At 37.5% G+C, this 23,523-nt stretch carries 27 protein-coding genes and 3 pseudogenes; 8 read left to right on the top strand and 22 right to left on the bottom strand.

Translation table 11 applies throughout. The annotated features are described in order from the left end of the window. Positions 1-4 precede the first annotated feature (4 nt). The 10 genes and pseudogenes from G5W_RS24830 to G5W_RS0107150 all read right to left on the bottom strand — a co-directional run bounded on the left by G5W_RS24830 (position 5) and on the right by G5W_RS0107150 (position 6,151). Positions 5-358 carry a VanZ family protein gene (locus G5W_RS24830; protein ID WP_081472439.1) on the bottom strand — a complete coding sequence of 118 codons (354 nt, stop codon included), beginning with the start codon at positions 356-358 and terminating at the stop codon, positions 5-7. Beyond that, positions 256-474 carry a hypothetical protein gene (locus tag G5W_RS23890; protein WP_010095417.1) on the bottom strand — a complete coding sequence of 73 codons (219 nt, stop codon included), beginning with the start codon at positions 472-474 and terminating at the stop codon, positions 256-258. Before G5W_RS23890 ends, G5W_RS24830 begins: the two co-directional genes overlap by 103 nt. 141 nt (positions 475-615) lie before the next feature. Continuing rightward, positions 616-1,443, bottom strand: coding sequence for a DUF817 domain-containing protein (locus tag G5W_RS0107185; protein ID WP_010095416.1), 828 nt, complete (start codon positions 1,441-1,443; stop codon positions 616-618). Beyond that, entirely contained in the window at positions 1,427-1,645 is a 219-nt protein-coding gene (locus G5W_RS0107180) for a helix-turn-helix domain-containing protein (RefSeq protein ID WP_010095415.1), read from the bottom strand. Before G5W_RS0107180 ends, G5W_RS0107185 begins: the two co-directional genes overlap by 17 nt. Positions 1,646-1,654: 9 nt before the next feature. Continuing rightward, positions 1,655-2,130 (bottom strand): annotated as a pseudogene (locus G5W_RS22060) (DUF2975 domain-containing protein). Positions 2,131-2,427: 297 nt separating this feature from the next. Further along, positions 2,428-3,177: an ABC transporter permease gene (locus G5W_RS0107170; protein WP_010095413.1), complete on the bottom strand. Its 750-nt coding sequence runs from the start codon at positions 3,175-3,177 to the stop codon at positions 2,428-2,430. Continuing rightward, positions 3,167-3,940 carry an ABC transporter ATP-binding protein gene (locus G5W_RS0107165; RefSeq protein WP_010095412.1) on the bottom strand — a complete coding sequence of 258 codons (774 nt, stop codon included), beginning with the start codon at positions 3,938-3,940 and terminating at the stop codon, positions 3,167-3,169. Before G5W_RS0107165 ends, G5W_RS0107170 begins: the two co-directional genes overlap by 11 nt. Before the next feature lie 355 nt (positions 3,941-4,295). Then, entirely contained in the window at positions 4,296-4,634 is a 339-nt protein-coding gene (locus G5W_RS0107160; RefSeq protein WP_010095411.1) for a DUF1048 domain-containing protein, read from the bottom strand. Positions 4,635-4,653: 19 nt separating this feature from the next. Next, the gene (locus G5W_RS0107155; RefSeq protein WP_010095410.1) at positions 4,654-4,974 is read right to left on the bottom strand and encodes a PadR family transcriptional regulator; all 321 of its coding nucleotides are present in this window, start codon (positions 4,972-4,974) and stop codon (positions 4,654-4,656) included. Positions 4,975-5,257: 283 nt separating this feature from the next. Next, positions 5,258-6,151: a 3-hydroxyacyl-CoA dehydrogenase gene (locus G5W_RS0107150; protein ID WP_010095408.1), complete on the bottom strand. Its 894-nt coding sequence runs from the start codon at positions 6,149-6,151 to the stop codon at positions 5,258-5,260. Positions 6,152-6,283: 132 nt separating this feature from the next. On the opposite strand from G5W_RS0107150, the gene G5W_RS22730 reads away from it, so the two are divergent. Beyond that, positions 6,284-7,369 carry a LuxR C-terminal-related transcriptional regulator gene (locus G5W_RS22730; RefSeq protein WP_010095406.1) on the top strand — a complete coding sequence of 362 codons (1,086 nt, stop codon included), beginning with the start codon at positions 6,284-6,286 and terminating at the stop codon, positions 7,367-7,369. Between the two features lie 130 nt (positions 7,370-7,499). On the opposite strand, the gene G5W_RS0107140 is transcribed toward G5W_RS22730, so the two are convergent. Continuing rightward, entirely contained in the window at positions 7,500-8,051 is a 552-nt protein-coding gene (locus tag G5W_RS0107140; protein WP_010095402.1) for a hypothetical protein, read from the bottom strand. 197 nt (positions 8,052-8,248) lie between these two features. On the opposite strand from G5W_RS0107140, the gene G5W_RS0107135 reads away from it, so the two are divergent. Then, entirely contained in the window at positions 8,249-8,626 is a 378-nt protein-coding gene (locus G5W_RS0107135; RefSeq protein WP_010095400.1) for an SET domain-containing protein, read from the top strand. Between the two features lie 87 nt (positions 8,627-8,713). On the opposite strand, the gene G5W_RS0107130 is transcribed toward G5W_RS0107135, so the two are convergent. The 3 genes from G5W_RS0107130 to G5W_RS0107120 all read right to left on the bottom strand — a co-directional run bounded on the left by G5W_RS0107130 (position 8,714) and on the right by G5W_RS0107120 (position 10,184). Continuing rightward, positions 8,714-9,199, bottom strand: a complete 486-nt coding sequence (locus tag G5W_RS0107130) for a VOC family protein (protein WP_010095398.1) — start codon at positions 9,197-9,199, stop codon at positions 8,714-8,716. Between the two features lie 25 nt (positions 9,200-9,224). Next, positions 9,225-9,692: a helix-hairpin-helix domain-containing protein gene (locus tag G5W_RS0107125; RefSeq protein WP_010095396.1), complete on the bottom strand. Its 468-nt coding sequence runs from the start codon at positions 9,690-9,692 to the stop codon at positions 9,225-9,227. A gap of 96 nt (positions 9,693-9,788) precedes the next feature. Further along, entirely contained in the window at positions 9,789-10,184 is a 396-nt protein-coding gene (locus tag G5W_RS0107120) for a DUF3006 family protein (protein ID WP_010095395.1), read from the bottom strand. A 224-nt stretch (positions 10,185-10,408) separates the two neighbouring features. On the opposite strand from G5W_RS0107120, the gene G5W_RS0107115 reads away from it, so the two are divergent. From G5W_RS0107115 to G5W_RS0107105, 3 genes are all read left to right on the top strand, one after another. After that, on the top strand, positions 10,409-11,656 hold the full coding sequence (locus tag G5W_RS0107115) for an MBL fold metallo-hydrolase (RefSeq protein ID WP_010095393.1): 1,248 nt from the start codon (positions 10,409-10,411) through the stop codon (positions 11,654-11,656). A gap of 19 nt (positions 11,657-11,675) precedes the next feature. Next, positions 11,676-11,936, top strand: coding sequence for a DUF3006 domain-containing protein (locus tag G5W_RS20640; RefSeq protein ID WP_010095391.1), 261 nt, complete (start codon positions 11,676-11,678; stop codon positions 11,934-11,936). A 223-nt stretch (positions 11,937-12,159) separates the two neighbouring features. After that, complete coding sequence (locus G5W_RS0107105; protein WP_010095389.1) at positions 12,160-12,951, top strand: SDR family oxidoreductase; 792 nt, start codon at positions 12,160-12,162, stop codon at positions 12,949-12,951. A 19-nt stretch (positions 12,952-12,970) separates the two neighbouring features. On the opposite strand, the gene G5W_RS0107100 is transcribed toward G5W_RS0107105, so the two are convergent. Then, complete coding sequence (locus G5W_RS0107100; protein ID WP_010095387.1) at positions 12,971-14,041, bottom strand: AbrB family transcriptional regulator; 1,071 nt, start codon at positions 14,039-14,041, stop codon at positions 12,971-12,973. Between the two features lie 238 nt (positions 14,042-14,279). On the opposite strand from G5W_RS0107100, the gene G5W_RS0107095 reads away from it, so the two are divergent. The 3 genes and pseudogenes from G5W_RS0107095 to G5W_RS0107085 all read left to right on the top strand — a co-directional run. Continuing rightward, positions 14,280-14,747 carry a DUF2243 domain-containing protein gene (locus tag G5W_RS0107095; RefSeq protein ID WP_010095385.1) on the top strand — a complete coding sequence of 156 codons (468 nt, stop codon included), beginning with the start codon at positions 14,280-14,282 and terminating at the stop codon, positions 14,745-14,747. Next, positions 14,740-15,534 (top strand): cytochrome c oxidase assembly protein, encoded by a 795-nt coding sequence (locus G5W_RS0107090; RefSeq protein WP_010095380.1) that lies wholly within the window; start codon positions 14,740-14,742, stop codon positions 15,532-15,534. The genes G5W_RS0107095 and G5W_RS0107090 overlap by 8 nt, the downstream gene beginning before the upstream one ends. Before the next feature lie 87 nt (positions 15,535-15,621). Next, positions 15,622-16,593: pseudogene (locus G5W_RS0107085) on the top strand (proline dehydrogenase family protein); the annotation flags it as partial. 97 nt (positions 16,594-16,690) lie between these two features. Here G5W_RS0107085 and G5W_RS0107080 read toward each other — a convergent pair. The 7 genes and pseudogenes from G5W_RS0107080 to G5W_RS0107050 form a co-directional block, all read right to left on the bottom strand. Continuing rightward, positions 16,691-17,413 carry an amino acid ABC transporter ATP-binding protein gene (locus tag G5W_RS0107080; RefSeq protein WP_010095376.1) on the bottom strand — a complete coding sequence of 241 codons (723 nt, stop codon included), beginning with the start codon at positions 17,411-17,413 and terminating at the stop codon, positions 16,691-16,693. Between the two features lie 4 nt (positions 17,414-17,417). After that, positions 17,418-18,143 (bottom strand): amino acid ABC transporter permease, encoded by a 726-nt coding sequence (locus G5W_RS0107075; RefSeq protein ID WP_010095373.1) that lies wholly within the window; start codon positions 18,141-18,143, stop codon positions 17,418-17,420. Positions 18,144-18,177: 34 nt separating this feature from the next. Next, positions 18,178-18,948 carry a basic amino acid ABC transporter substrate-binding protein gene (locus G5W_RS0107070; protein WP_010095371.1) on the bottom strand — a complete coding sequence of 257 codons (771 nt, stop codon included), beginning with the start codon at positions 18,946-18,948 and terminating at the stop codon, positions 18,178-18,180. A gap of 204 nt (positions 18,949-19,152) precedes the next feature. After that, positions 19,153-19,857, bottom strand: coding sequence for a LutC/YkgG family protein (locus G5W_RS0107065; RefSeq protein WP_010095369.1), 705 nt, complete (start codon positions 19,855-19,857; stop codon positions 19,153-19,155). Next, a pseudogene (locus G5W_RS22055) lies at positions 19,844-21,279 on the bottom strand (LutB/LldF family L-lactate oxidation iron-sulfur protein). Before G5W_RS22055 ends, G5W_RS0107065 begins: the two are co-directional and overlap by 14 nt. A 14-nt stretch (positions 21,280-21,293) precedes the next feature. Continuing rightward, positions 21,294-22,013, bottom strand: a complete 720-nt coding sequence (locus tag G5W_RS0107055) for a (Fe-S)-binding protein (RefSeq protein ID WP_010095365.1) — start codon at positions 22,011-22,013, stop codon at positions 21,294-21,296. A gap of 102 nt (positions 22,014-22,115) precedes the next feature. Continuing rightward, complete coding sequence (locus tag G5W_RS0107050; RefSeq protein ID WP_010095364.1) at positions 22,116-23,459, bottom strand: GntP family permease; 1,344 nt, start codon at positions 23,457-23,459, stop codon at positions 22,116-22,118. Positions 23,460-23,523: the final 64 nt, after the last annotated feature.

The raw sequence follows: 23,523 nt of genomic DNA, 5'->3' as shown, positions 1-23,523 counted from the left end.
TTTTTTAATTAGTTTTAGGTAACAATCTAAATAAACCAAACCCCAGTAAACCACCAAAAGTCTGTAATATCACATCATCAATATCGAACACGCCTAATCGAGTCATGTATTGAAGTACTTCAATTTTAAAACTAAATATCATCATTAAAGTCAGGGTTGGAATCAACTTTCTAAATTTGAATGTGATAATGGGATACATCACTCCAAATGGAATAAATAATAGTATATTGCCTATTGTATTCTTCAGCCAAACATCTAGATTATAGCTATGAAAATTTGATATATATGTTTGGATAGAATCAAAGGGATTATATTGTGATGCACATCCATTAAAGGTTCCTTTTGAAGGAGTATCCATCCGTCAGGAAAGAATATTTTGATTTCAAATATTAAACTCACGACTAAAACAGTAAAAATATAGAACATAAAGAATACAACTGCAATACGTTTTACATCTATGGTTACCATCTTCATGAAAATCCTCCCTATCTAATAGGAATGTATGTCCTTGATAGAAGGATTATTATTCTGCCACGAGGTAATTTATACCCTTTCCAAAAAAACGAAAAGTAAAGCAACAGTATAGCTGCTTCACTTTTTTGTGCTTATTTCAAATCAACCTCTTGAAATTCTCCCCTTCGCCTGTTTCAATGATGCGACAATGAGAAAGCTAACAATGACAAGTAATAGCCATGAACTAAGCTTTCCTATATGAACAAGGCTCCAAGCATTCGTTTGGTTTGGATATTCCCACGCTCCAAAGAACGTAGCGATATTTTCTGCAATCCATATAAAGAATCCAATCAGAACGAATGAAAATACAATTGGCATTCGATAACTTGTTCCGTTCACTTCAAAATGAACCCATGCACGCCAGAAAACAATAACCACAAGACCGCTTAACCACCAACGTATATCCAACCAATAATGGTGAGTAAAGAAATTCAAATAGATTGCTGCTGCCAGTGGAACAACGAGCCAGAGAGATGGCCACCTAATTAATTCAACATTTAATCGTCTCCATGCTTGGCATAAATAACTTGCCACACTGGCATACATGAATCCACTATATAATGGAACGCCAAAAACTTTGAAATAACCTTCTTCCGGATAAGACCAAGAACCCATATTCACCTTAAAGATCTCAAGTGCAAGTCCAATAATATGGAACAAGGTAATAACCTTCAGTCCATCCCTTGTTTCCAAACCAGATCGCACCATCCAAACCTGCATAAGTAAGCAAATTATTAGAAGCCAATCATACCGTGCCAAGAAAGGTAGGGGAATAATTTGTGTCAGAGCCAGTGAAGCAAATATAACTACCGGGAACAGGCATGATAAGGCTTGCTCCCAACCAAAAATGACGAGCTGTCTAAATGGTCTTACAACATTTTTCCTCCCAATAGTCAACAGACCACTTTTAGCCTCAGGAATCATCTTCATCACGTCGATATTCTAAAATGTCACCTGGTTGACAATCTAAAGCCTTACAGATCGCTTCCAAAGTTGATAAACGAATCGCTTTTGCTTTTCCATTTTTTAATATAGACAGATTTGCCATCGTAATGCCGACTTTTTCTGAGAGTTCAGTAACACTCATTTTCCGTTTTGCTAACATTACATCGATATTTATAATAATTGCCATGTTATCACCTCAGACCGTTAAATCATTTTCAGATTTTATCAAAATTGCTTCTTGGAGAAGCCTTTGAAGAACTGCAGCAAATACTGCAATAACTATTGAAGCAAATGCAGGAATCATTCCTATGATAATCAGCCCTGGCGCGTCATCTAACTCCGCTACAAAATAAACAAATGGCAATATCACCACATACAAGCCAGTAATGATTAAGGCACATATTTTGATGTTCTTTAACGCTTTTACAGACAACATTGAAAATGCTTGATTCCGATCAATATAACTTAATAACTTAAATGATTGATATAATGCGACGAAAAAGGTATTACAGATACATAAACACCTGCAATAATCGGATAAAGAATATGAGCATAATCTGGATTTGCTGGATTATTCGCTAAATAGACTATGCCATATATACAAATTGCAAGAACTGGGAGCCCCATAAGAATAACGGTAGTTTTTAAAAAGAGTGTTGAACCTCGCTTCATAAAAAAGCACCTCACTTATTAATTTTCAATAATGACTTTATCATATTTTTTATCGTTTTACAATAAATAAATATTGTATATTATAAAAACATTATTGTTTAACCTATATGTTTTTCCTGGTAACAAACTGAAAATAGTCAAGAATACTTTTATTAATACTACTAACACTAAGCCCTAAAAAATTGTTAAAAACGCTCGAGTTCGAAAATATTCTTCAACTCAGAGCGTTCTTAAAAAGACTTTTTATACTATTAACTTTCAAACCAGCAACTAACTAGATAAATCATCATAATATTCTTATCCTAATTGACGTTTAAATTGTTTACTAGCAAAGAAGTAAGCGATGACCATAATCCCAACGCACCAGGCAAGCGCTGTCCAGATATCGTTGCCAATAGACCCTTCATACCAGAGAGCACGAATCGCATTCACTATCGAAGACACCGGCTGGTTCTCTGCAAACACTCGCAAAATGGTAGGCATGGTTTCAGTAGGGACAAAGGCCGAACTGATAAAGGGCAGGAAAATTAACGGGTATGAGAAGGCTGTTGCCCCTTCCATAGACTTTGCCACCAATCCTGGGATGACCGCCAGCCATGTCAGTGCCATTGTAAACATTGCGAGGATCCCGGCTACAGCGAGCCATTCTAGGATATTAGCACTGGTACGGAACCCTATCATGAGCGCGACAAGGATAACGATTATTACAGTAAGCGCATTGGAAACAAGTGAAGTCAACACATGAGACCACAATAGTGAAGACCGCTTAATGGGCATGGTAACAAGACGTGCCATCACTCCACTCTGTACATCCCCAAATAACCGGAAAGAAGTGTAACCGATGCCGGATGCAATAGCCATCAGCAAGATCCCGGGTAATAAATAATTCACATAATTGTCCGTACCGGTTTCCATGGCACCCCCAAATACATAGACAAATAAAAGCATCATTAGAATCGGCATAATTGCCACCGTGATAATAGTATCCGGGCTGCGCATGATGTTGCGCATTAACCTCCCTAGTAATACACCTGTATTATTCCTCATGATACACTTCCTCCTTTTTATCAATGATTGCAAGGAAAATTTCCTCTAATGTCGGTTGCTTCTCGACGTACTCCACTTTTGCCGGCGGGAACATCTTTTTGAGTTCGGAAAGAGTACCGGTCGTAATGATTTTTCCGCCATGCAGAATAGCGATTCGGTCCGCCAATTGTTCGGCTTCCTCAAGGTATTGGGTTGTCAGCAATATGGTCGTGCCTCCACTGGCAAGCTCCTTGATGGTATTCCAGACCTCAATCCTCGCTTCGGGGTCAAGCCCAGTAGTTGGTTCGTCAAGAAAGATAACCTCTGGCATCCCGATTAGACTCATAGCAATGTCGAGCCGACGCTTCATCCCGCCGGAATACTGGTCGGCTCTGCGGTTAGCTACCTCGGTCAAGCTGAACTTTGCAAGCAGATTGTCGGCGACTTGAGTGGGATTGGAAACTCCCCTCAATTTGGCAATCAGGATTAGGTTTTCCCGACCTGTATGCATGCCGTCAAGAGCCGCAAACTGTCCTGTTAAGCTGATGCTCTGACGTACACGTTGCGGATTTTGCTTAACGTCATAGCCACAAATACCAACTTCACCATCATCGAGCTTTATCAGTGTCGAAAGGATGTTTACCGTCGTTGTCTTGCCTGCTCCATTTGAGCCCAGCAGCGCGAAAACTTCACCACGCTGCACTTCAAAATCTACCCCCTTTAAGACTTCCTTGTCTTTAAACGATTTCTTTAATCCTTTTACTGAAATCACTGCATTACTCATACTTTTTTCCTCCTTTTTTAACAGTGCAATACTACTTGTGATATCCAATAATTAGGTAGCTTTGTCAGATATAGAAGCTATTGCTACCAAACTGACAAAGCAAAGCAATCAATTGTTCGAACTTAATGCGAAGATAAATTAACCCCCTACTTAGTAAGACTGATAATCTGTATCACTTAGTACCAGATTAAAAATAAAACTGAATAGTGAAGGAAGCATTTTAATTTTCTGTAACCAGCTATTCAGTCGGTTTTAACTATTGGATTATCTGTTTCGCGTTCTTTCATGAGACTGGATTCAAATAAGGGTCTACGTCATTTTTTCGGTGAGAAGCAATGCCCCTTATCATTTTGCCTTAGCCACGATCAATCGAGTCGTTCAGTTTCTTGCGATATTTATCCTTCCAGTTTTTTGCATCCTTCACTAGTTCATCGCAGAAATCTGCCACATCCTCTCCTGTGAGATCCATAACTCCCTTACCTTCAGCTGCTCCTTCCTCGAATAAGTCAAGAAGACCAGAGAATACACGGTGGATGTCTTCCCATTCAGATAGATCACCAGACGTCCACAAATATTTTTTGATTGCGTTATAAGCGTTAAGATACTCACTAGGAAGTAACTTCGCTCGCGCCTCTAACGCCTTCCATTCTCTCTTGTCATTTAGATTTCCAATGATTTTTTCAAAGATACTCATTTCATTTCTCCTTTTCACTTTAATTTCGTTTTAGTTCGTTAATTTTCCCTGAGACAAATTCCCATTTTATCCAAAATTTTTGAAGGTAATCTTGACCTGCTGCGTTAAGTGTGTAGAATTTTCTTGGTGGTCCCATATTGGAACGCTTTTTCTCAACGTTTACAAGATTGTTTTTCTCAAGGCGCATCGTAATGGTATATACTGTGCCTTCAACCACATCAGTGAAGCCAAGTTCTCGCAGTTGTTGTGTGATTTCATATCCATAAGTTTCGCCACGACTAATGATTTCAAGCACACACCCCTCGAGTACACCTTTCAGCATTTCTGTGATGTTTTCCAATTTTATCCTCCTTTTATTCAATGTATTATATCTCTTTACTTGGTATTACACTATTTTGTGCCACCAGTACTCGGTATTACTTATTACAGGTATATAGTATTACAAAATAGTGAGTGTTGTCAAGAATTAGAATTAAATTAGGCAGATCATACTCCATAAGTATTGGATCACTTTGAAAGAAAAGATTTACTTGCATCCAATAGCATTTAGTATATATATGGATATAAAAAAAGTGCGAGGACAAACTGAAGTTTGTTCTCGCACATTAAGAATGATCATAAAATTAGTTTTGTTTTAAGAAATCTGGTTCTAAGAACGCTGGGTTTGGATATTTGTAGAATCCTTCACCAGTAGATTGTCCCATTTTACCTTGGTCAATCATTTCTGTTTTCAATTTTTCTGCAATTGCTTTGTAAGTTGGATCTAAATCAGATTTAGCTACGTTTAGGTTGTACGGAGTTTCCATACCAACGATATCTAGAATAGCGAATGGACCATGTGGAGCTCCAGTTGAAATCATCCAGTTTTTATCGATTGTATGTGGGTCTGCGATATCTTTTGCCCATAAAGACAAACCTGCATTTAAGAATGGCACTAGTAAAGAGTTAAGGATGTAACCTGGTTGCTCTTTTTTCACTAGGAATGGAATCATTCCGATTGAACGCGCAAATTCAATAACTTGTTCTGTATATTGAGCATCTGTACCTGCATGCCCCATAACTTCGGCAGTATTGTTCTTCCAGATTGAGTTAGCAAAGTGAAGTGCTAAGAACTTTTCTGGACGACCAGTAAACTCTGCAAATTGACTAGGTAACATAGTGGAAGAGTTAGACGCGAAAATTGTTTTATCTGGTGCAACAGGTGCAAGTTTTTGATAAAAATCTTGCTTGATGTTTACTACTTCAGGAACAGCTTCAATCATAAGATCTGCGTCTGCTACTGCTTCCGCTATATCAGTGCTAAAAGATAAACGACCATATGCTGCTTTAGCCTTATCAGCATCGTTAAAGTATTCCGCATAAACCTCTTTTAACTTTGCAAAGCGTTCTTTTGCTGCATTTATTGCATCATTATTAATATCATATACATTTACATCATATCCAAAAAATGCTGTTTGGAATGCGATTTGACTACCTAAAACACCGCTACCAGCTACCATAACTTTTTTGAAGTCCATGTTATCTATCCCCTTTGATTATTATCTACTGATACTATCTTACTATTTCATTTTATAGGACTTTTATGCCATAATAAACATATAATTATAGGTATTTAATTTAATTTATCACCATATAAATGTAGGTGCAAAATGAAGAAGATAGAATTTCAATATGTATTACTTTATAAAATTCACCGTGATAACATCCTAAATGAATCTATGATTCTACTAGAAAACATTGAGGATGTCGACTTATCTCATAAACAGGATCTACGTCAACTTGTAGTAGCTTTCGTAAATTTTGTTGCTAAACAGGTTACACGTAAGGAGATAGAAGAACAATCTCTAAATCATTGGGTACAAATGCATAGTAATGATATGCCATTTTCAAAGTCTCATATTTTTATAGAAGTAATGAATGAATCGTTTATGAATGTTTTAAATCGAGAAAACCAACCATATCAAGAAGATATATTAGTGCTTCATAAGAATGTCTTACATAGAGTCATTTCCTACTACTTAAAATGGATGGAGCATCCACCAGAAATATTAGAAATCAAGCAAAAGTATATGCAACAATTGGATGACTTCAGTAAAATTCTTATTGAAAATAATGGAACAGAAGATCTGCCATATATATTGGCACGGGTGGAAGAAATATTTGAATTTAAACGATGTGTATTTGTAAGCTATAACCCATGGTTAAAGGAATTTTCTGGTGTTATTGGCGAAGAGTTATCAAAGGTACAGCTACTAAGGGGGAAGATTGAATCAGAACCGGTTTTTGCTTTAAAAAGGCCATTATTCCTGAAAAAACCTGAGCCCTATGTGCAGCAAGTAGCGATTGAAATGTTCGAGCTCTCCTCCATCATATTTATACCGATTGTTCATGACCATCAGTTATATGGCTGGCTCACATTCGATCAACGAGGGGAAGCGTTTGATTGTACGAAGCTCCAACTTGATTTGTTAGAAAAGGTAGGTAACCGACTGGGGATGTACTTGTCACGTAGACAAATGGGGAAAGCATATCGATATTCTTTGGAGCTTAGCGATAAAGAATTAGCGATTCTTCACCTTCTAACGGAGGGGAGTAGCAACAAAGAAATGGCAGAGCTTTTATTTTTGAGCGAATTCACGATAAGGGATTACATCCAGAAGCTAATGATAAAGCTTCGAGCAAAAAACCGGACACAAATCGTTTCGATGGCTTTTCGGATGGGCTTGGTAGATTGATAAAGAGGCTGGAACAAAAGTATCTTGACCACAGTAAAAATCGAACAATACGAAGGCTAGTGCAAAGACCCGCTCCGGAAATAGTCTATTGTTCGATGCTAACGATAATCAATTTCGTTATTTCCAGCCTCTAATTTCTCTTTCTGTTATATCTCAAAATACTTATTATTATCACAAGAATAGCGAAGATTAACACAACCAATATCATCATAAGATAAACTTGATTATCCTCTAGCTCCTTTTCTAAGTGGACAATAATCCTAGGCTCTTCTCCTTGTCCCAGTTCTAATAAGTCATCTTGGGCCTCATTTACTTTTGCACTTCTTCCACAATCGATTACATGTAGCCTACCATTGTTTTCGTATGGATAGAGTAGATATTCCCTTCCGACTTCAAAAGAAAACTGACAACTAGACCAATCTGTATAAACTTCAACTTGGGAATTCTCAAGTCCTTTCCAAATTTCTGATACAGAAATTAATGCGACATCATGGGGTTCTCCGATTATCTTTTCTTCACGAATTCTCATTACTTCGCCCATGAAGACAGCTGATGCTTTTTCTAAAGCTTCGTTGGCAGTTTCTGGGACTGCACAATCACATGCTTGTACGTGATTGGGATTTAGCAAAGGGAGTATATATATGAATAATAATAATAATAAAACAAATAATTTCCTTATCATTTCCTATCCCCCTATAAAGTTCTATTTCACACTTTAACAGAATACCATCAATAGTTGAATTAATATTCTGATAAATATAAGATTAAAATTAAGACTAAGATCACAATTTATTACTTAAAATACATAATAATATGAGCCCATCAGAAATTAATGTTATAGTTAGTAAGAATTTCTAAACTAAGTAAGTAGGTGAAAACATGATCGAGGTAAAAACTTCTTCTATCAGTGATGGAGAATTTAATAGAGGAGTATTTGCGACACGCGATATCAAAAAAGGTGAGCTACTACATGAAGCACCTGTTATAGCTTATCCCAATGACCAACATGAACACATTGAAAAAACCTTACTTGCTGATTATGCATTTGAGTATGGTATAAATCATACTGCTATTTTGCTAGGCTATGGAATGTTGTTCAATCATTCATATGAGCCTAATGCGACGTATGAGATTAATTTTGATAACCACACGTTTGACTTCTATGCTTATAAAGATATAAAAGCTGGCGATGAAATCTTAATTAATTATAATGGTGATGTTGATGACAATGATCCACTTTGGTTTAACAAGGAATAAATAGTGGGAGCTAATTCTTCCATACATAATAACGGATGATTTGGTATCTTGCCAATTCATCCGTTATTACTATATTGTGGGCTCGGGTTACCCATCATAAGCTTTTTGTAACTTATTCAAATCCAATTTAGTCTTCATTAGGCGCAATTCTTTCAGGACCCTTTCTACTTTGCTAGAATCTTTGTCACTCATCATATCAGTTAATGTTGTAGGAATAACTTGCCATGAAACACCAAACTTATCCTTTAACCACCCAATGGCCTGGGCACTTTCATCCCCACCTTCTGAAAGCTTTTCCCAGTAATAATCTATTTCTTCTTGGGTCTCACAATTTACGATTAATGATATCGCTTCTGTAAATTTGTACTTCGGTCCCCCATTAAAGGCTACAAATTTTCGACCATCCAGTTCAAATTCAACGGTCATCACCTCACCTTCCAAATTCCCAACCATCTTGTTTCCGTATCGAGTAATTCTGTTAATCTTTGAATTCGGAAAAACAGAAATATAAAATCTAGCAGCTTCTTCTGCCTGATTGTTGAACCAAAGATGAGTTATGATTATATTACTCATTTCTTCACTCCTTAAAGCGTTAACATCATTTCAAGCTATCATACCACGCTATCGTCGGCCTGTTCCTTGGAAAGCCATGACTCTTTCGATAATTTTTCCTCTCTGATGTAAAATCATACCAATGTTTATCACTCCCAGGATTGTTCGCAAAATGGATGACACATCGGATTTGATCCTCAACACAGCTATCAGTCCATACACCCAGTTTTTGTTCCAATGTATCAAATAATTCTACCGCATTCTTATCCCTAATATCCGTTAATGAATAGAGTTCTAATTTATAGACTAGCTTTTCAGCTAGGTGATACCCAATAGAAGGAACTTGTTGGAAATCTGCTAACCCTTTTATAACTTTTGCTTTATCGACCGGAACTTCTAGCAATTGTGCTATTTCTATATTATTAAATGTATGTATTTCGCTAAGTTTTACCTTTGCTCGTCTAAGTTTTGATTTTTCTATGGCTGTTAGAGGCAATTTAAGAACGGAACCCATTTTATCCTCTCCCCTTATTCCTAAAGTATTACATCTACTAGCTCCATTAATTTAAATTATACCTTAATTCACACTCCTTTAAACAAAAAATTCTGATTAGTATAAGTGCAAAAGAATGTTGTTATTTAGCCTTTCGCGAACTCTTTCAAAGATAGCTTTCACCTGCTCACTCTCTTTTTGTGTTCTCCTTTTATCAATCTTCAGTTTCGTAATCATATCCCCCTCTAAATGCACTGTTACCCACGTATTGGGTTTAAGTAAGGCAGTATCTTGATAATCTTCCCTCAAAATAACTATTTCTCTTTTTAGTTTCTCTACTAATATTACTACTCTTCCATTGTCCTCTATACGATCAACAACTCCATGTACATAACTTGGCGTAGACGGATTGCTTGTTTCCAACTGTGGAACAACTAAAGCGGACTCAGAATCTAAGTATTGGAATAACAATAAAATTAACACAGCCTTAAGATATTGGATGATTCTACTCATATCGCTCTCCTTTATTTTCCAGTATGACACTAGTTTTGAAGAAATTCATATCGATAAAAATGTATTTTTACTTTGTCAAATCTCTGAAAATCATGCTTCCAAAGGTCTATATTAATTTTTCATAAGCCTACTAATTGCCAAAACTTGATTTCACCTAGATTTAGATAGCTAACTTTGTTACGATGAATGAGTATTTATTTATGTATTTTAATGGGGGAATTTTGATGTATAGAAAACTCATGCTTTCCATGTTTATGGCTGTATTCCTAGTAGCTTGTGGCCAAGGTTTAGAGCAGGAAAGTATTGAAAATCAAATAGAAAAGCCAGTAGAGCTAGAAGAAGAAAATGTTGACGATACAACTTCTAATACAGAGAAGTCAACAGAAAATCCGTCAGAAGAAGAGAATTCAGATTCTAGTTCGACTGGAAATCTTCCAGAATTAACTGTCCATTATATCGATGTAGGTCAAGCAGACGCAACATTGCTGGAATATGGAGAAAATAGTATTCTCTTTGATGCTGGTGATTGGCGTGGGAATGAGGTCGTCAATTATTTAAAATCAGTAGGAATCTCGAAGCTTGACCTTGTTATCGGAAGTCATCCAGACGCCGACCATATCGGGCAGCTTGCCGATGTGATGAACACTTTTAAGGTAGAAGAAGTTTGGCTTTCTGGTAATGCTAGTACATCTCAAACCTTCCAGCGTGGGCTAGAGGCTGTTCTGGATAGTGGTGCGAACTATCATGAACCAAGAACTGGGGAAGAATTTGAAATAGGGCCTATGGGCTTAAAGGTGCTCTATCCACAATCTATCACTGGTGCATCTAACGAAGAATCTATTTCAGTATTGTTCACTTATGGGGAAGTGACATTCCTATTCACTGGTGACGCTGGCAGAGAAGCAGAAAAACGAATGATCAGGAGTGGAGTGGACGCAGATATTTTACAATTAGGCCATCATGGCTCTACTACATCTAGTGACCCTGCTTTCATTAAGGCAGTTAGTCCAGAAATAGCTATTTATAGTGCAGGTGCAGACAATAGTTATGGACATCCGCATCAAGAGATAGTCTCACTAATAAAGAATTCTGGAATCAAACTATATGGTACGGATGTTCATGGTACGATTGTTGTCTCTACAAATGGGAAAGAATATACAGTAAAGACAAAAAAGGATGGCACCGTAACTCCGAAGAATACCACATCTAATTCTAATTCATCTACTAAAGCGAATAATTCGCGGTCTGGAACTAATACGAATGAAAAACCAGCACCGAGTGGAAGCTGTGTTAACATCAATACCGCTACCATTGCAGAAGTACAAAAGATTAAGCACATTGGTCCAGAAAGAGCACAGGATCTTATAGACTTAAGACCTTTTAGCTCCGTTCAGGAGCTTGATCGTATCAAAGGAATTGGCCCAGCTAGAATAAACGACATTGTAGCTGAAGGTGTTGCATGTGTAAATTAAATGATACGGAGGGACTGTTATGAAAGGTGTATTGGACCGTTTCGAAGGAAATCTAGCCGTCGTACTAATTGAGGAAGAAAAGGCAGAAGTAATCATTCCAAAAGAACAACTCCCTGCAGGAAGTAAGATTAACACTGTATTTAAGATGGAAAAATCGCTAGAAAGCTATACAATTACAGAAATCGACCATTCCACAGAGAAGGAAGCAAAGGAAACAACACAAGATTTGATGGCAAAACTTCGCGCTAGAAGTAATGGAAGTAAATTCAAGAAAGATTAACTACTAATATGGGCTCCACGCTAATCACAATAGATTAGCGTCGAGCCCGTTCTTTTTGAATTGGGATATGCGCCCTCGAGGGCTGAACATCGTCCCTACGTCAGAAAACATTGTCCCTCCATTCATCGATCCCTTGACAAGGCTATATCTCGAGCCATTTATTCATAATTCCATTCACATTCCGTGTATAATAAATACAACAATATTTAGGGAGGGAATCAACATGGACTTGGGTTTAACAGGCAAATCCGTTATCGTGTTAGCTGCTAGTAAAGGCTTAGGGAAAGCTACTGCGCTTGAATTTGCTGCTGAAGGGGCTAGGGTTGTTATTGCAAGTAGAAATGAAGAAGAATTGGAGAATGCTGTATCGGATATCCAAAGTCAAACTGGTAATCCGAATGTTTTCTTTAGGACTTGTGATGTAACAAGTGCCGAAGATATGGAGGAACTCGTTAATTTTACTGTAAAGCAAAATGGAACTGTAGATGTTCTGATTAATAATGCTGGTGGCCCTCCAGCTGGGGGGTTCCAAGACTTTCGAGATGATAGTTGGCAAAGCGCATTCGAACTAACATTATTAAGCTATGTTAGAGCAATCCGTCTAGTGCTTCCTTATATGCAAAAACAAAAACGCGGACATATCCTAAACTTCACATCTTCTTCTATGAAGCAGTCATTGGATAATTTAATATTATCGAATACATTTCGGGCAGGAGTTGTCGGCTTGGCAAAAAGTCTTTCGCAAGAACTAGCACCTGACAATATTCTAATTAATACAATTGGTCCCGGTAGAATTGCGACAGACCGTTTAAGCCATTTAGACCATATCCAAGCTAAAAAAGTCGGTATCCCCTATGAAGATGTAAAAGCAGCTAGTGAAAGTAGTATCCCCATAGGACGTTACGGTGAACCAGAAGAATTTGCGAAACAAGCGGTCTTCCTGTGCTCTGCAGCTAATACATATGTAACAGGTCAAACCATTCTTGTTGATGGGGGATTAGTAAAAGCATTATAAATGGAGGCATTACCCGGGATTAGCTTTCTCGGGTAATGCCTTGCCTTTTATCTCTATTAAACCACCATTTTAATGTCATAGGAACAAATAATACAATGATTAATATGCGCACTAATTGAAAGGCACTAACGATAGCTGGATCACCACCAACATTATAGGCTGTTAGAACCATTTCAAAGAATCCTCCTGGTGCTATTCCTAGTAAGGCTGTTGCATAATCTAATGACGTAAACATCGCTAGTAAACTACCCAATCCAAATGAAATTGCAATGATGGTAACCGATAATCCAAAATAAACAAACGTATATTTTCCACCTATCTTTAAATCCTGGAATAGAATATTCTTTCCAAGACTTGCCCCAACCGCTATTTGAGCCATATTCATCACAACAGAAGGAACAGAAGCTAGTTCAACTGGACTTACGTTCAAGACAGCTGTAACGCCAAGCGCTCCTATGATAATACCAGCAGGAATTTTATTTCGTAAAAAAACAGATGCAACAATTGGAATAACAAACCATAAATATGCCCAACCGTTACTCGCGGCTACTTCCCCTACAAGTTGAGCAGATTCTACCCCGTCTAAACCTCCTAAAACATAAACCATAAAAGGTGGTATTGTAAAGAGCACGGTTACTAAGCGAATGGTTTGAAAGATAACTACTAAAGAAGATTTTCCGTTTAAACCCTCACTTGCTATTGCCATTTCCGATAACCCTCCAGGAATACAGGAGAATACACTCGTTACTTTATCCACTTTGATCCATCTTGTAACGACCGATCCTAGTACAATACACGCCACAATTAATAGACAAGTCACGAGTACATATGGAATTAAATATGGAAGTACGGTTTGAAAGGTCTCTTTAGTAAAATATAAACCGAAGTATATTCCTAGTATGATAAAGCCTATATCACGTATGTAGTTGGGGACCTCTATTTTCCGTTTTGTCATACCCTGCCATAGCATGACCATTGCTAAAGGACCTAACACCCAAGGGAGTGGTGTACGCAGCACGTAAAATATATATCCACCAATCATAGCAATTACTGTAGCCTCTAAGAGAGGTAATATTACTTTTAAAGACAACTCTACTACTCCTTTAAGAAAACAACGTCAATCAGCTTCTATTAGGAAAGAGATAAAAAACATAGACCGACAGTTGTCAAGATGTTAACAATTCTATTTATCCAATATATCACTCAACATTCAATACTGTCACTTGCCGATTTTTTTAGTCTATAAAGAAAAGGAATCTATCAGACGTCATATTTTCTCCCTTCTAAGTCCATAATGTTAATAACAAAGATAGAAAAGGACGAATGGCATGATAAATCAAAATCAAGTAGCATACTTAAATCGCAATATATTCTCAGGTTTTTTATTCGGTTTAGGTCTTGTTGCTTTTCTAGATGAAGCTATTTTTCACCAAATATTACATTGGCACCATTTTTATGATCAATCAACCACTAGTGTTGGGCTCATTTCTGATGGGATTTTTCATGTATTTAGTTGGTTTGCAACGGTAGGGGCGTTATTTTTGGTAGCAGATTTAAGACGGAGAGATGCATTCATGTATCCATTATGGCAAGGAAGTGTCTTATTGGGTGCAGGTACATTCAATCTATACGATGGTATCATCCAACATAAGGTAATGCGCATTCACCAAATACGCTACGTGGATAATTTGCTCATTTATGATGTCATTTGGAATGCTCTAGCAGCAAGTCTTATCATAATAGGATTCACAATTATAATGAAGTACAGAAGGTTGGCGAAGAAACACGATGAATAATCAGCATATGCATGATACAACTATTCAGGTAGAAATCGTATTAGTCGTACCATTTTTATTAGCACTTACCGGATACTATATAGCTGTGGTCTATGCTAATAGACGATTTAACAAATGGCCAATAAGCCGAACACTACTATTTACATCCGGGATTTTATGTGCATCAATTGCTTCCATTGGTCCCCTTGCAAATGCTGCTCATGAATCTTTTGCAGCACATATGCTAGTACATCTACTTTTAGGAATGCTATCACCATTACTCATCGTATTAGGATCCCCTATAAGTCTCTTACTACGTTCGTTACCGACTAACATTTCTAGAAAGGTATCCTATCTACTGAGGTTAAGACTATTTCAAATCATCCACCATCCAATTGTCACATCTCTACTTAATATTGGGGGACTTTGGCTACTATACACCACCAATCTGTTTTCATTGATGCATGAAAATAAACTATTATACTTGATTATACATATTCATGTTTTTGTTGCTGGATATTTATTTACCGCTTCTTTTCTCTATAATGATCCTGTTAAGAAACGCTTTAGTCATTTCTACCGTTCAATCGTATTAATCTTTGCACTTGGGGCACATGCTATTCTTGCAAAATACATTTATGCATTTCCACCAATTGGAGTCCCAAAACTTGAAGCAGAGGTTGGTGGAATGCTTATGTATTACGGAGGGGATGCAGTAGATATAGTATTAATTATCCTTCTTTGTAAAGAATGGTATCGTGCCACACGTCCAAGGATAAAACCATCCTTACAGCATGCAACTAGCTAGTAATATATTGCCGACAATATTCCAAGTGACAGAATCCCCTTTCATCCGATATAATAGAAAGAAAACACTGTAAATGAGGTATGAACAATGGTCTTAAAAGATTTCTTCATGGGGATGTCACAAAATCAATTTCTAAATAGTGCCGCAAAAAAATACGGCTTAAAATTAGGTGCACAAACTGTTGTTGCTGGTACCAATATCGAAGAAATGATAAAAAGTGTGAAGGAACTAAATAGTCATGGAATCTCAGCGACTATCGATAATCTCGGGGAGTTTGTTACGGAAAAAGAAGAAGCACTGAAAGCAAAAGAACAAATCCTTGAAGTTATAGAAGCAATTAAAGCTAATGAAGCTGATGCACATATTTCGTTAAAGCCGACACAACTTGGACTTGATATTGATTATGACTTTTGTAAACAGAACTTAATTGAAATCGTTTCCAAGGCGAAAGAATATGATATTTTCATCAACTTTGATATGGAGGATTACGGTCATTTGAAACCATCATTCCAATTAATTGATGAGCTTTCAACTGAATATGATAATATTGGAACCGTAATCCAAGCATACTTCTATGAATCTGTTAAAAATATTGAGAAATATAAAGACTATCGTCTTCGTATCGTAAAAGGTGCTTATAAAGAGCCTGAATCTGTTGCATTTCAAGATAAGAAAGATATCGATCAAAACTTCTTGAAATTAATAGAATATCATTTACTAAGCGGTAAATTCACGTCGATTGCGACACATGATCACCATATTATCAATTATGTAAAAGAATTTGTAAAAGAAAACGATATTCCGTTGGACAAGTTTGAATTCCAAATGTTATATGGTTTCCGTAAGGATCTTCAGTTAGAACTTGCTAAAGAGGGGTATAATTTCTGTACGTATGTTCCTTTTGGGGATGATTGGTATGGTTACTATATGCGCCGTTTAGCGGAACGCCCGCAAAACATTAACCTAGCAGTAAAACAAGTTTTCAATAAGAAAACCAATACAGTCATTGGTGTTGCAGCAGGTGCATTCCTGCTTGGTCGATTAACTAAAAAAAGAAAAAATAATGTATTGCATCCCTCCAGTTCAATAGAGCTGGAGGATTTTGTCTATCAAAAAAAGAGCTCACATTTTACAATGAAAAGCTCTTCAAATACTTCTATAATACCTTACTCAAAAAGTCCTGTGTTCGCTCATTTTTTGGTTGACCGAATACTTCTGTAGGCGTTCCTTCTTCCATAATAATGCCTTCATCCATAAACAAGACGCGGTCACCCATTTCTCTAGCAAAGCCCATCTCATGTGTAACCACCACCATTGTCATCCCTTCTTTAGCGAGCTGTTTCATCACATCTAGCACCTCTTTAACCATTTCTGGATCGAGGGCAGATGTTGGCTCATCAAAAAGCATGATTTTAGGTCTCATCGCTAGTGCTCTTGCGATAGCGACCCGTTGCATTTGTCCTCCTGACAATTGCTCAGGATAGGCATCCGCTTTGTCTCGAAGACCCACTTTTTCTAAAAGCTGATAAGCCAGGTCCTTTGCTTCCACCTCATGCATTTTCCGAATCTTCTTCGGTGCAATCGTGATGTTATCTAGCACACTCATATGTGGGAATAGATTAAACCGCTGGAATACCATTCCTACTTCTTTTCGAATTTCATTAATATCTGTATGAGGATCATTAACTCTCACACCGTCAATAAAGACAGAGCCTTCTGTAATGTCTTCTAACAAATTAATGCACCGTAAAAAGGTACTCTTACCTGAGCCACTAGGACCTATCACACAAACTACCTCTTTTTCCTTAATCTCACAATCTATCCCTTTTAACACTTGTAAATCACCAAATGATTTATGTAATCCTTGTATCTTAATCATATAATCACCTTCCTACTGATGGACGCGAAAATATTCCTCGTCTTTGTGAAGGAATATAGCTATTACTATAGCGCTTCTCTACATAAGCAATTATTCTAGTAAAGACCCAGGTTAAGAGTAAATAAAGTATTGCTATTGTAATATATGGCTCCCAAAAACGGCTGTATGCTCCTGCCACAACTTTTCCAGCAAATAATAGGTCCGTTGCTGAAATAACGGTAACAAGGGAGGAGTCCTTTAACAAGGCAATCCATTCATTCCCTAATGGGGGAATCATTCGACGAAATGCCTGTGGTAAAATAATATGTCGCATTGCTTCCTTATGTGGCATTCCTAGAGAACGAGCCGCTTCCATTTGTCCCTTTTCAATAGACTGTATACCAGCCCTAATAATTTCTGCATTATATGCAGCACAGTTTAACACAAGTGCTATTGCACCTGATGTAAAGGGGCCTAAAGAACTTCCGAATATTGTTGGTATTACAGCTAAGTGAATAAGGAGAAGTTGTACTAATAAAGGTGTCCCCCGGAAGAAATCTACATAAAGCTTACTTGGATAATAAATCCACTTAACCTTGGAAAGTTTACCCATTCCGAGGAAAAGTCCTAATATGACCCCACCAAGATAACCTATGATAGTTAGACTCAGTGTAATCCATAGTCCTCGGATAAAATATTCCTTATAACTCCATATCATATCAAAGCGAATGCCCTCTATAAAATCAATCATCAACACCCCCAAGATTATTGCATCATTTACTACTTTATTTTAAATACGAATCAATGATCTCCTGTAATTTTCCACTGTCTTTTATTTCCTGGATACCCTCATTTAATAATTCAACCACTTCTTCGTTCCCTTTTTTCACCATTAGACCATAATTTTCTTTTTCAAAACTATCATCTTCAATTGTTTTTACTTCTACATTGGGATTGTTTTTGACATATTCTAATACGACTGTGTTGTCGCCAACTGCTGCATCCGCATTACCATTAAGCATTTCCGTTATAGCTAATGGCATAGATTCCGGTGCTACTATGTCAGAACTTGTTTTTCCAAGTAGCCCTTTCACGACTTCGTGACCAGTGGTATTGATTTGAACAGCAACCTTTTTCCCTTTAAGATCTTCAAATGTTTCAATTTGAGAATCAGCAGGTACTAGGATAAGCTGATTTGCAACAAAATATGGTTCACTGAAATCGAATGATTCTTTCCGCTCATCTGTAATGGTAATAGAGGATACTGCAAAATCTACTTCCTCATTTTCCACTGCTGAGAACAGTGGCTCCCAACCATAGTTTTTGAATTCTACCTCGATGTCTACAGCCTCCGCGATAGCTTTTACAATATCAATATCCAGTCCGACAATATTACCTTCATCATCTAAATATTCCATTGGTGCATATGCAGCATCTGTCGCAACCACTAGTTTGCCATCTTCAATCCCTGAGCTTGTCGAGCCACAACCAGATAAGAGTAGACTAATACTTATGACTATCAGTAAAATAACACCAGATTTTCTTAACATTCTCATTGAACTTTATCCCCTCTCAAATTTATACATCATCTATTTATTTAAATAATCTAATAATTTAGATGATTACCATAATTATAAACGAACAAGTTTTCATTATCAATGAGAAATTGAAAGGCATAGGTTTACATGAATTGTAAAGCTTTGATAGAACTAAAAAAACCTAAGCGTAAAATAGCTTAGGTTAATTTCTTCAACAATAGATTAGTCGATTACAATATAGGTTACTTTCACAGGCCCATGAACACCTACAATTAAGTTCATTTCAATATCGGCACTATTGGAGGGACCTGTGATAAAGCTAATACATGATGGGACATCCTTTCCACCAACAGTTGCATCATGGATTAACTTAGCAGCTTGTGTCATCCTCGGTACTAGTGTACTTTTAGGTATAATAGCGATATAAGTTCTTGGTAATAAACTGATAGATCTCCCATTGTATTTATGATTAAATAATGTAACGGTACCAGATTCCGCTAGCGTAACATCACTAAAGGTAATCCCAACATCTGCTCTTTCAGCAAACAATTGATTTTCCTCCCCTAACTCTGGCTTCCATACATGTATTTCTTTTCCTTCTGTTACAAACTTCTCATACAACTCTACCAAGCCATACTCTTCATTGCGACTATCATTTGCAGTGACAATAGCTTTCCCTTCATAACTATCAATAATGTCACGAAGCACTTTACCAAGTCCTGCTCGATTAGTTCGTATAAAGGTAGTATGAATTTCTTGGCATTGCTTCTCCAATACATCAACTAACTCGTCCTGTGAAAGGTCACGTAAGACTTCCCATTGTGGGCGAACACTCCAATTAGGCCGAATCACCATTTCTTCTCGCCTTGGCCGACCTAAATTTTCTGCTACATTATCTAAGAAACTATCTCGATTAAGGATTGTCACTCGTTTTAACCTCCTTCTCCCTTTCTTTATACCAAGAACGGAAGGATTGTTTACTTGGAGCAGGAAAATCACGGGAATCGGTCCACCCTTTTAATAGACCTGGTCCGTTTGTAATCTTCTCATCCTTTGTCCATAACTTCAAAGCTGGTCGTGCCATTTTCGTGCTCAATTTATAGGCTGCCGGGCTAGATGCCCACTTCGCATACCCCTTCATCATTGCCTTTTCCGGAATTGGTGACTTTTTCTTCTCTTCAACAATGATTTGACGGTGTCGAATCAACATTTCATGTAACGGAATCTTTACTGGACACGCTTCCGTACATGCCCCACAAAGGGAAGACGCATATGGTAGTTCTTTATGATCATCGTATCCATCTAGTAATGGGGTCAATACCGCTCCAATTGGACCCGGATAAATTGACCCATATGCATGACCACCGATGTGACGATAAACAGGGCATACATTAATACAAGAGGCACAGCGAATGCAATGTAATGCTGCTTGGAATTCTGTCCCCAATATCTTCGATCGCCCATTGTCTAGAATCACCAAATGAAATTCTTCAGGACCATCTATCTCGCCATCTAATCTCGTTCCAGTTAAGGAGGTAATATAACTCGTTAACTTTTGCCCGACCGCAGAGCGAGTTAATAAGCTTACCATTACTTCTAATTCCTCCCAGGTTGGTACAATTCTTTCCATCCCCATTACTGTTATTTGCGTATCTGGTAAAGTAGTGACAAGTCTTGCATTTCCTTCATTAGTAACCAGTGTAATGGCTCCGGATTCTGCCACAGCAAAATTACAACCAGTTATTCCGATATCAGCTGATAAAAAGTCCTTTCGAAGTTGCTCTCGGGCAAATAACCCTAGCTCTTCAGGATTATCTGTTCCTTCATAACCTCTTTTTTCATAAACGTTTTCTTAATCTGTACTCTATCTTTATGAAGTGCTGGCACGACAATATGGGAGGGAGGATCTTCATCGAGCTGCAAAATCCATTCACCGAGATCAGTTTCTATGACTTCTGCGCCAGTTTCGGCAAGAACATGATTTAAACCAATTTCTTCTGTAACCATAGATTTTGACTTTACTATTTTTTTCGCATTTTTCTCTTTTACTATTTTTTGGATATATTCATTGGCTTCATGAGCAGTTTGAGCAAAAAACACATGCCCTCCACGTCTTGATACCTCCTCACTTAGCCGTTGCAGATAGTAATCTAAATTTTCTAATGTATGTTTCCGGATTTCTTCACCTAATGTTCTCCAGTCTTCCCAATTACCCAATTCCTCAGCGACATGATGCTTACGGCTTCTGAACCTACTTTGTGCAGAGGATACCGCCTTTCGCATAAAGTCATTCTGGATTCCTTCATGGACACGTTGGTCAAATGGAGCGGTTCCAATTTTTACATTCATACGATTCCCTCCATTTATTTCTGATAGTTTAAAATTTCCGTTATATGCATGACTTGCACATTCTTACCCTCTCTAGCCATTCGACCACCTATATTCAACAAGCAACCCATATCTCCACCAATTAAATAATCTGCTCCAGTTTCTGTAACATGCTCTGATTTCTCCAAAACCATTTGTTCCGAGATAGCTGCATTTTTCACAGCGAACGTCCCACCAAAACCACAGCAATCCTCACTAACTGGAAGTGGAATTAGCTCAACACCCTTAATACTTTCTAGTAATTTCCTTGGAGCATCCTTTACCCCTAAAATACGAGTCATGTGACAGGATGGATGGTATGTAACACGACCTTTAAAAGTAGATCCTACTTCGGTAATACCAAGAACATCGACTAAAAACTGTGTAATCTCATAGGACTTAGCTGCTAGAGATTGTGCCTCTTCCTCCCACTCTAAATCTCCTTTAAAGACTTCAGGATACTCCCGTAACATCCCAACACATGAACCAGAAGGACCAACAACGTATTCAGAATCCTTGAAGGCACGCATCATTTGCTTCATTGCTTCCTTGGATTCTTTTACATATCCACTATTAAATGCCGGTTGACCGCAGCAAGTCTGTGTTTCTGGAAAATCAACTTCACATCCAACCCGTTCCAATATTTCTACAGTATTCTTTCCAACATTGGTCGAAAAGATATCGCATAAACATGTAATGAATAATGAAACTTTCATTCTGTACACCTTCTTCGATTATTTATCGATACAAATAAGGATAACCCTTGAAGATAGAGACTTGTAAAAGTAATCTTCTTCAAGGGATATGTAAGTATGTTATTAGAATATATGTGCACCAATAATTGTTATAACTAATACAACAAGCCCAGCAATTGCTTCACTCACGGTATAGGTTTTTATACCACCTTTAACAGACAAGCCAGCAATTTTTGTGGAAATCCAAAAACCACTATCATTAACATGTCCTAGCATTAAACCACCCGATAGAGATGCCATCGCTACCCAAACAGGATGAATGTCTACACCTGAAACAACCCCAGCCATTATTGTCATAGTAGTTATCCCTGCTACGGTTCCAGAACCAGTTATCGTACGGAATAATACTCCCATGAAAAAGGCAATTAGGATAATACTTAAGGTCGATTGTGCATCCCCTGCAAAAATATCCAAAATAGCCTGGTCAATCCCTGTACTTCTAATGATGGCACCAAAGGCACCACCAGCACCAGTAATTAACAATACAATACCTGTAGCTTGCATAGCTTCCGATGCCGTATTATCACGTTGTTGCTTATTCAATGTTTTAGCTGCAACAAAATACGCTGCTATTGTACCAATTAATAATGCGATTATTCGGTCACTTAAGAATGTAATAATCTCCGGATTTTCATCATAGAAAACGCTACCAACTGACCCCAACAAAATCATTAAACTAGGTAAAATAATAGGAATGATTGCTACTAATGCAGAAGGTGGGTTTTCTGGAATTTCCATATTACCATAAGGATTTTCCATTGTTGGATCCTCATCTGTTTCCTTCTTCCAAAACCCTTTATCTAGAATAAAAAAATAGATTTTCGTTGTAATAAGGGTTGCAATTCCACCAACGACTGCCCCTACTAAAATCATCAGACCTAGGTCAAAATCTAGAATACTAGCTGCTGCCAATGGATTTGGCGTAGGTGGTACTAGAGTATGAGATAAAGCTGCACCGATAATAATAGCCCCAACTGAGTATGGAATTGGTTTATTAAGCTGCTTTCCAATTTGAACAGCTAATGGAACTAAAATAAGAAATGCAACATCAAAAAATACTGGAATTGCTAAAACAAATGCTGCTAGACCAATAGAATAAAGCGCTAGCTTCTCTGATGTTCTTTTTACAATAGCATGGGCTATTGAGTATGCTCCGCCAGAATCCGAAATTAGTTTACCTAATATAACTCCTAAACCTATAGGAATACCTAAGTCACGCATCATACTCCCGAAACCATCTGAGATACCGTTAATTGTGCCCAAGAGCCCGAGCCCTGAAGCAATCCCCATAAATAAACTTGCAATAACTAATGAAATAGCTACATTTAATTTAACAAATACTACTAAACCTAACATAATTACCAATGCTACAACTAGATATACTAGTAACATCATGTCTCCACCCATGTTTTTACTCCCCCTATTTCAAGTAATACCTAGCACTACATTTCCCCTTTAAATTAATAGTGCT

Origin of the sequence: Ornithinibacillus scapharcae TW25, from assembly GCF_000190475.1 — a bacterium.
Taxonomy (GTDB): Bacteria; Bacillota; Bacilli; order Bacillales; family Amphibacillaceae; genus Ornithinibacillus; species Ornithinibacillus scapharcae.
The sequence above is the reverse complement of the archived record's forward strand: the minus strand, read 5'-3'. Positions and strand labels throughout refer to the sequence as shown.

Bases quoted from the DNA above. Each gene is read 5' to 3' on its own strand.
- G5W_RS0107180 (WP_010095415.1), bottom strand. From the start codon at position 1,645: ATGGCAATTATTATAAATATCGATGTAATGTTAGCAAAACGGAAAATG.
- G5W_RS0107080 (WP_010095376.1), bottom strand. From the start codon at position 17,413: ATGATTAAGATACAAGGATTACATAAATCATTTGGTGATTTACAAGTG.
- G5W_RS0107130 (WP_010095398.1), bottom strand. From the start codon at position 9,199: ATGAGTAATATAATCATAACTCATCTTTGGTTCAACAATCAGGCAGAA.
- G5W_RS0107055 (WP_010095365.1), bottom strand. From the start codon at position 22,013: ATGAAAGTTTCATTATTCATTACATGTTTATGCGATATCTTTTCGACC.
- G5W_RS0107170 (WP_010095413.1), bottom strand. From the start codon at position 3,177: ATGAGGAATAATACAGGTGTATTACTAGGGAGGTTAATGCGCAACATC.
- G5W_RS0107135 (WP_010095400.1), top strand. From the start codon at position 8,249: ATGATCGAGGTAAAAACTTCTTCTATCAGTGATGGAGAATTTAATAGA.
- G5W_RS0107165 (WP_010095412.1), bottom strand. From the start codon at position 3,940: ATGAGTAATGCAGTGATTTCAGTAAAAGGATTAAAGAAATCGTTTAAA.
- G5W_RS23890 (WP_010095417.1), bottom strand. From the start codon at position 474: ATGAAGATGGTAACCATAGATGTAAAACGTATTGCAGTTGTATTCTTT.
- G5W_RS0107105 (WP_010095389.1), top strand. From the start codon at position 12,160: ATGGACTTGGGTTTAACAGGCAAATCCGTTATCGTGTTAGCTGCTAGT.
- G5W_RS0107140 (WP_010095402.1), bottom strand. From the start codon at position 8,051: ATGATAAGGAAATTATTTGTTTTATTATTATTATTATTCATATATATA.
- G5W_RS0107160 (WP_010095411.1), bottom strand. From the start codon at position 4,634: ATGAGTATCTTTGAAAAAATCATTGGAAATCTAAATGACAAGAGAGAA.
- G5W_RS0107095 (WP_010095385.1), top strand. From the start codon at position 14,280: ATGATAAATCAAAATCAAGTAGCATACTTAAATCGCAATATATTCTCA.
- G5W_RS0107070 (WP_010095371.1), bottom strand. From the start codon at position 18,948: ATGAGAATGTTAAGAAAATCTGGTGTTATTTTACTGATAGTCATAAGT.
- G5W_RS24830 (WP_081472439.1), bottom strand. From the start codon at position 358: ATGGATACTCCTTCAAAAGGAACCTTTAATGGATGTGCATCACAATAT.
- G5W_RS0107090 (WP_010095380.1), top strand. From the start codon at position 14,740: ATGAATAATCAGCATATGCATGATACAACTATTCAGGTAGAAATCGTA.
- G5W_RS0107115 (WP_010095393.1), top strand. From the start codon at position 10,409: ATGTATAGAAAACTCATGCTTTCCATGTTTATGGCTGTATTCCTAGTA.
- G5W_RS0107120 (WP_010095395.1), bottom strand. From the start codon at position 10,184: ATGAGTAGAATCATCCAATATCTTAAGGCTGTGTTAATTTTATTGTTA.
- G5W_RS22730 (WP_010095406.1), top strand. From the start codon at position 6,284: ATGAAGAAGATAGAATTTCAATATGTATTACTTTATAAAATTCACCGT.
- G5W_RS0107150 (WP_010095408.1), bottom strand. From the start codon at position 6,151: ATGGACTTCAAAAAAGTTATGGTAGCTGGTAGCGGTGTTTTAGGTAGT.
- G5W_RS0107075 (WP_010095373.1), bottom strand. From the start codon at position 18,143: ATGATTGATTTTATAGAGGGCATTCGCTTTGATATGATATGGAGTTAT.
- G5W_RS0107050 (WP_010095364.1), bottom strand. From the start codon at position 23,459: ATGGGTGGAGACATGATGTTACTAGTATATCTAGTTGTAGCATTGGTA.
- G5W_RS0107185 (WP_010095416.1), bottom strand. From the start codon at position 1,443: ATGAAGATGATTCCTGAGGCTAAAAGTGGTCTGTTGACTATTGGGAGG.
- G5W_RS20640 (WP_010095391.1), top strand. From the start codon at position 11,676: ATGAAAGGTGTATTGGACCGTTTCGAAGGAAATCTAGCCGTCGTACTA.
- G5W_RS0107125 (WP_010095396.1), bottom strand. From the start codon at position 9,692: ATGGGTTCCGTTCTTAAATTGCCTCTAACAGCCATAGAAAAATCAAAA.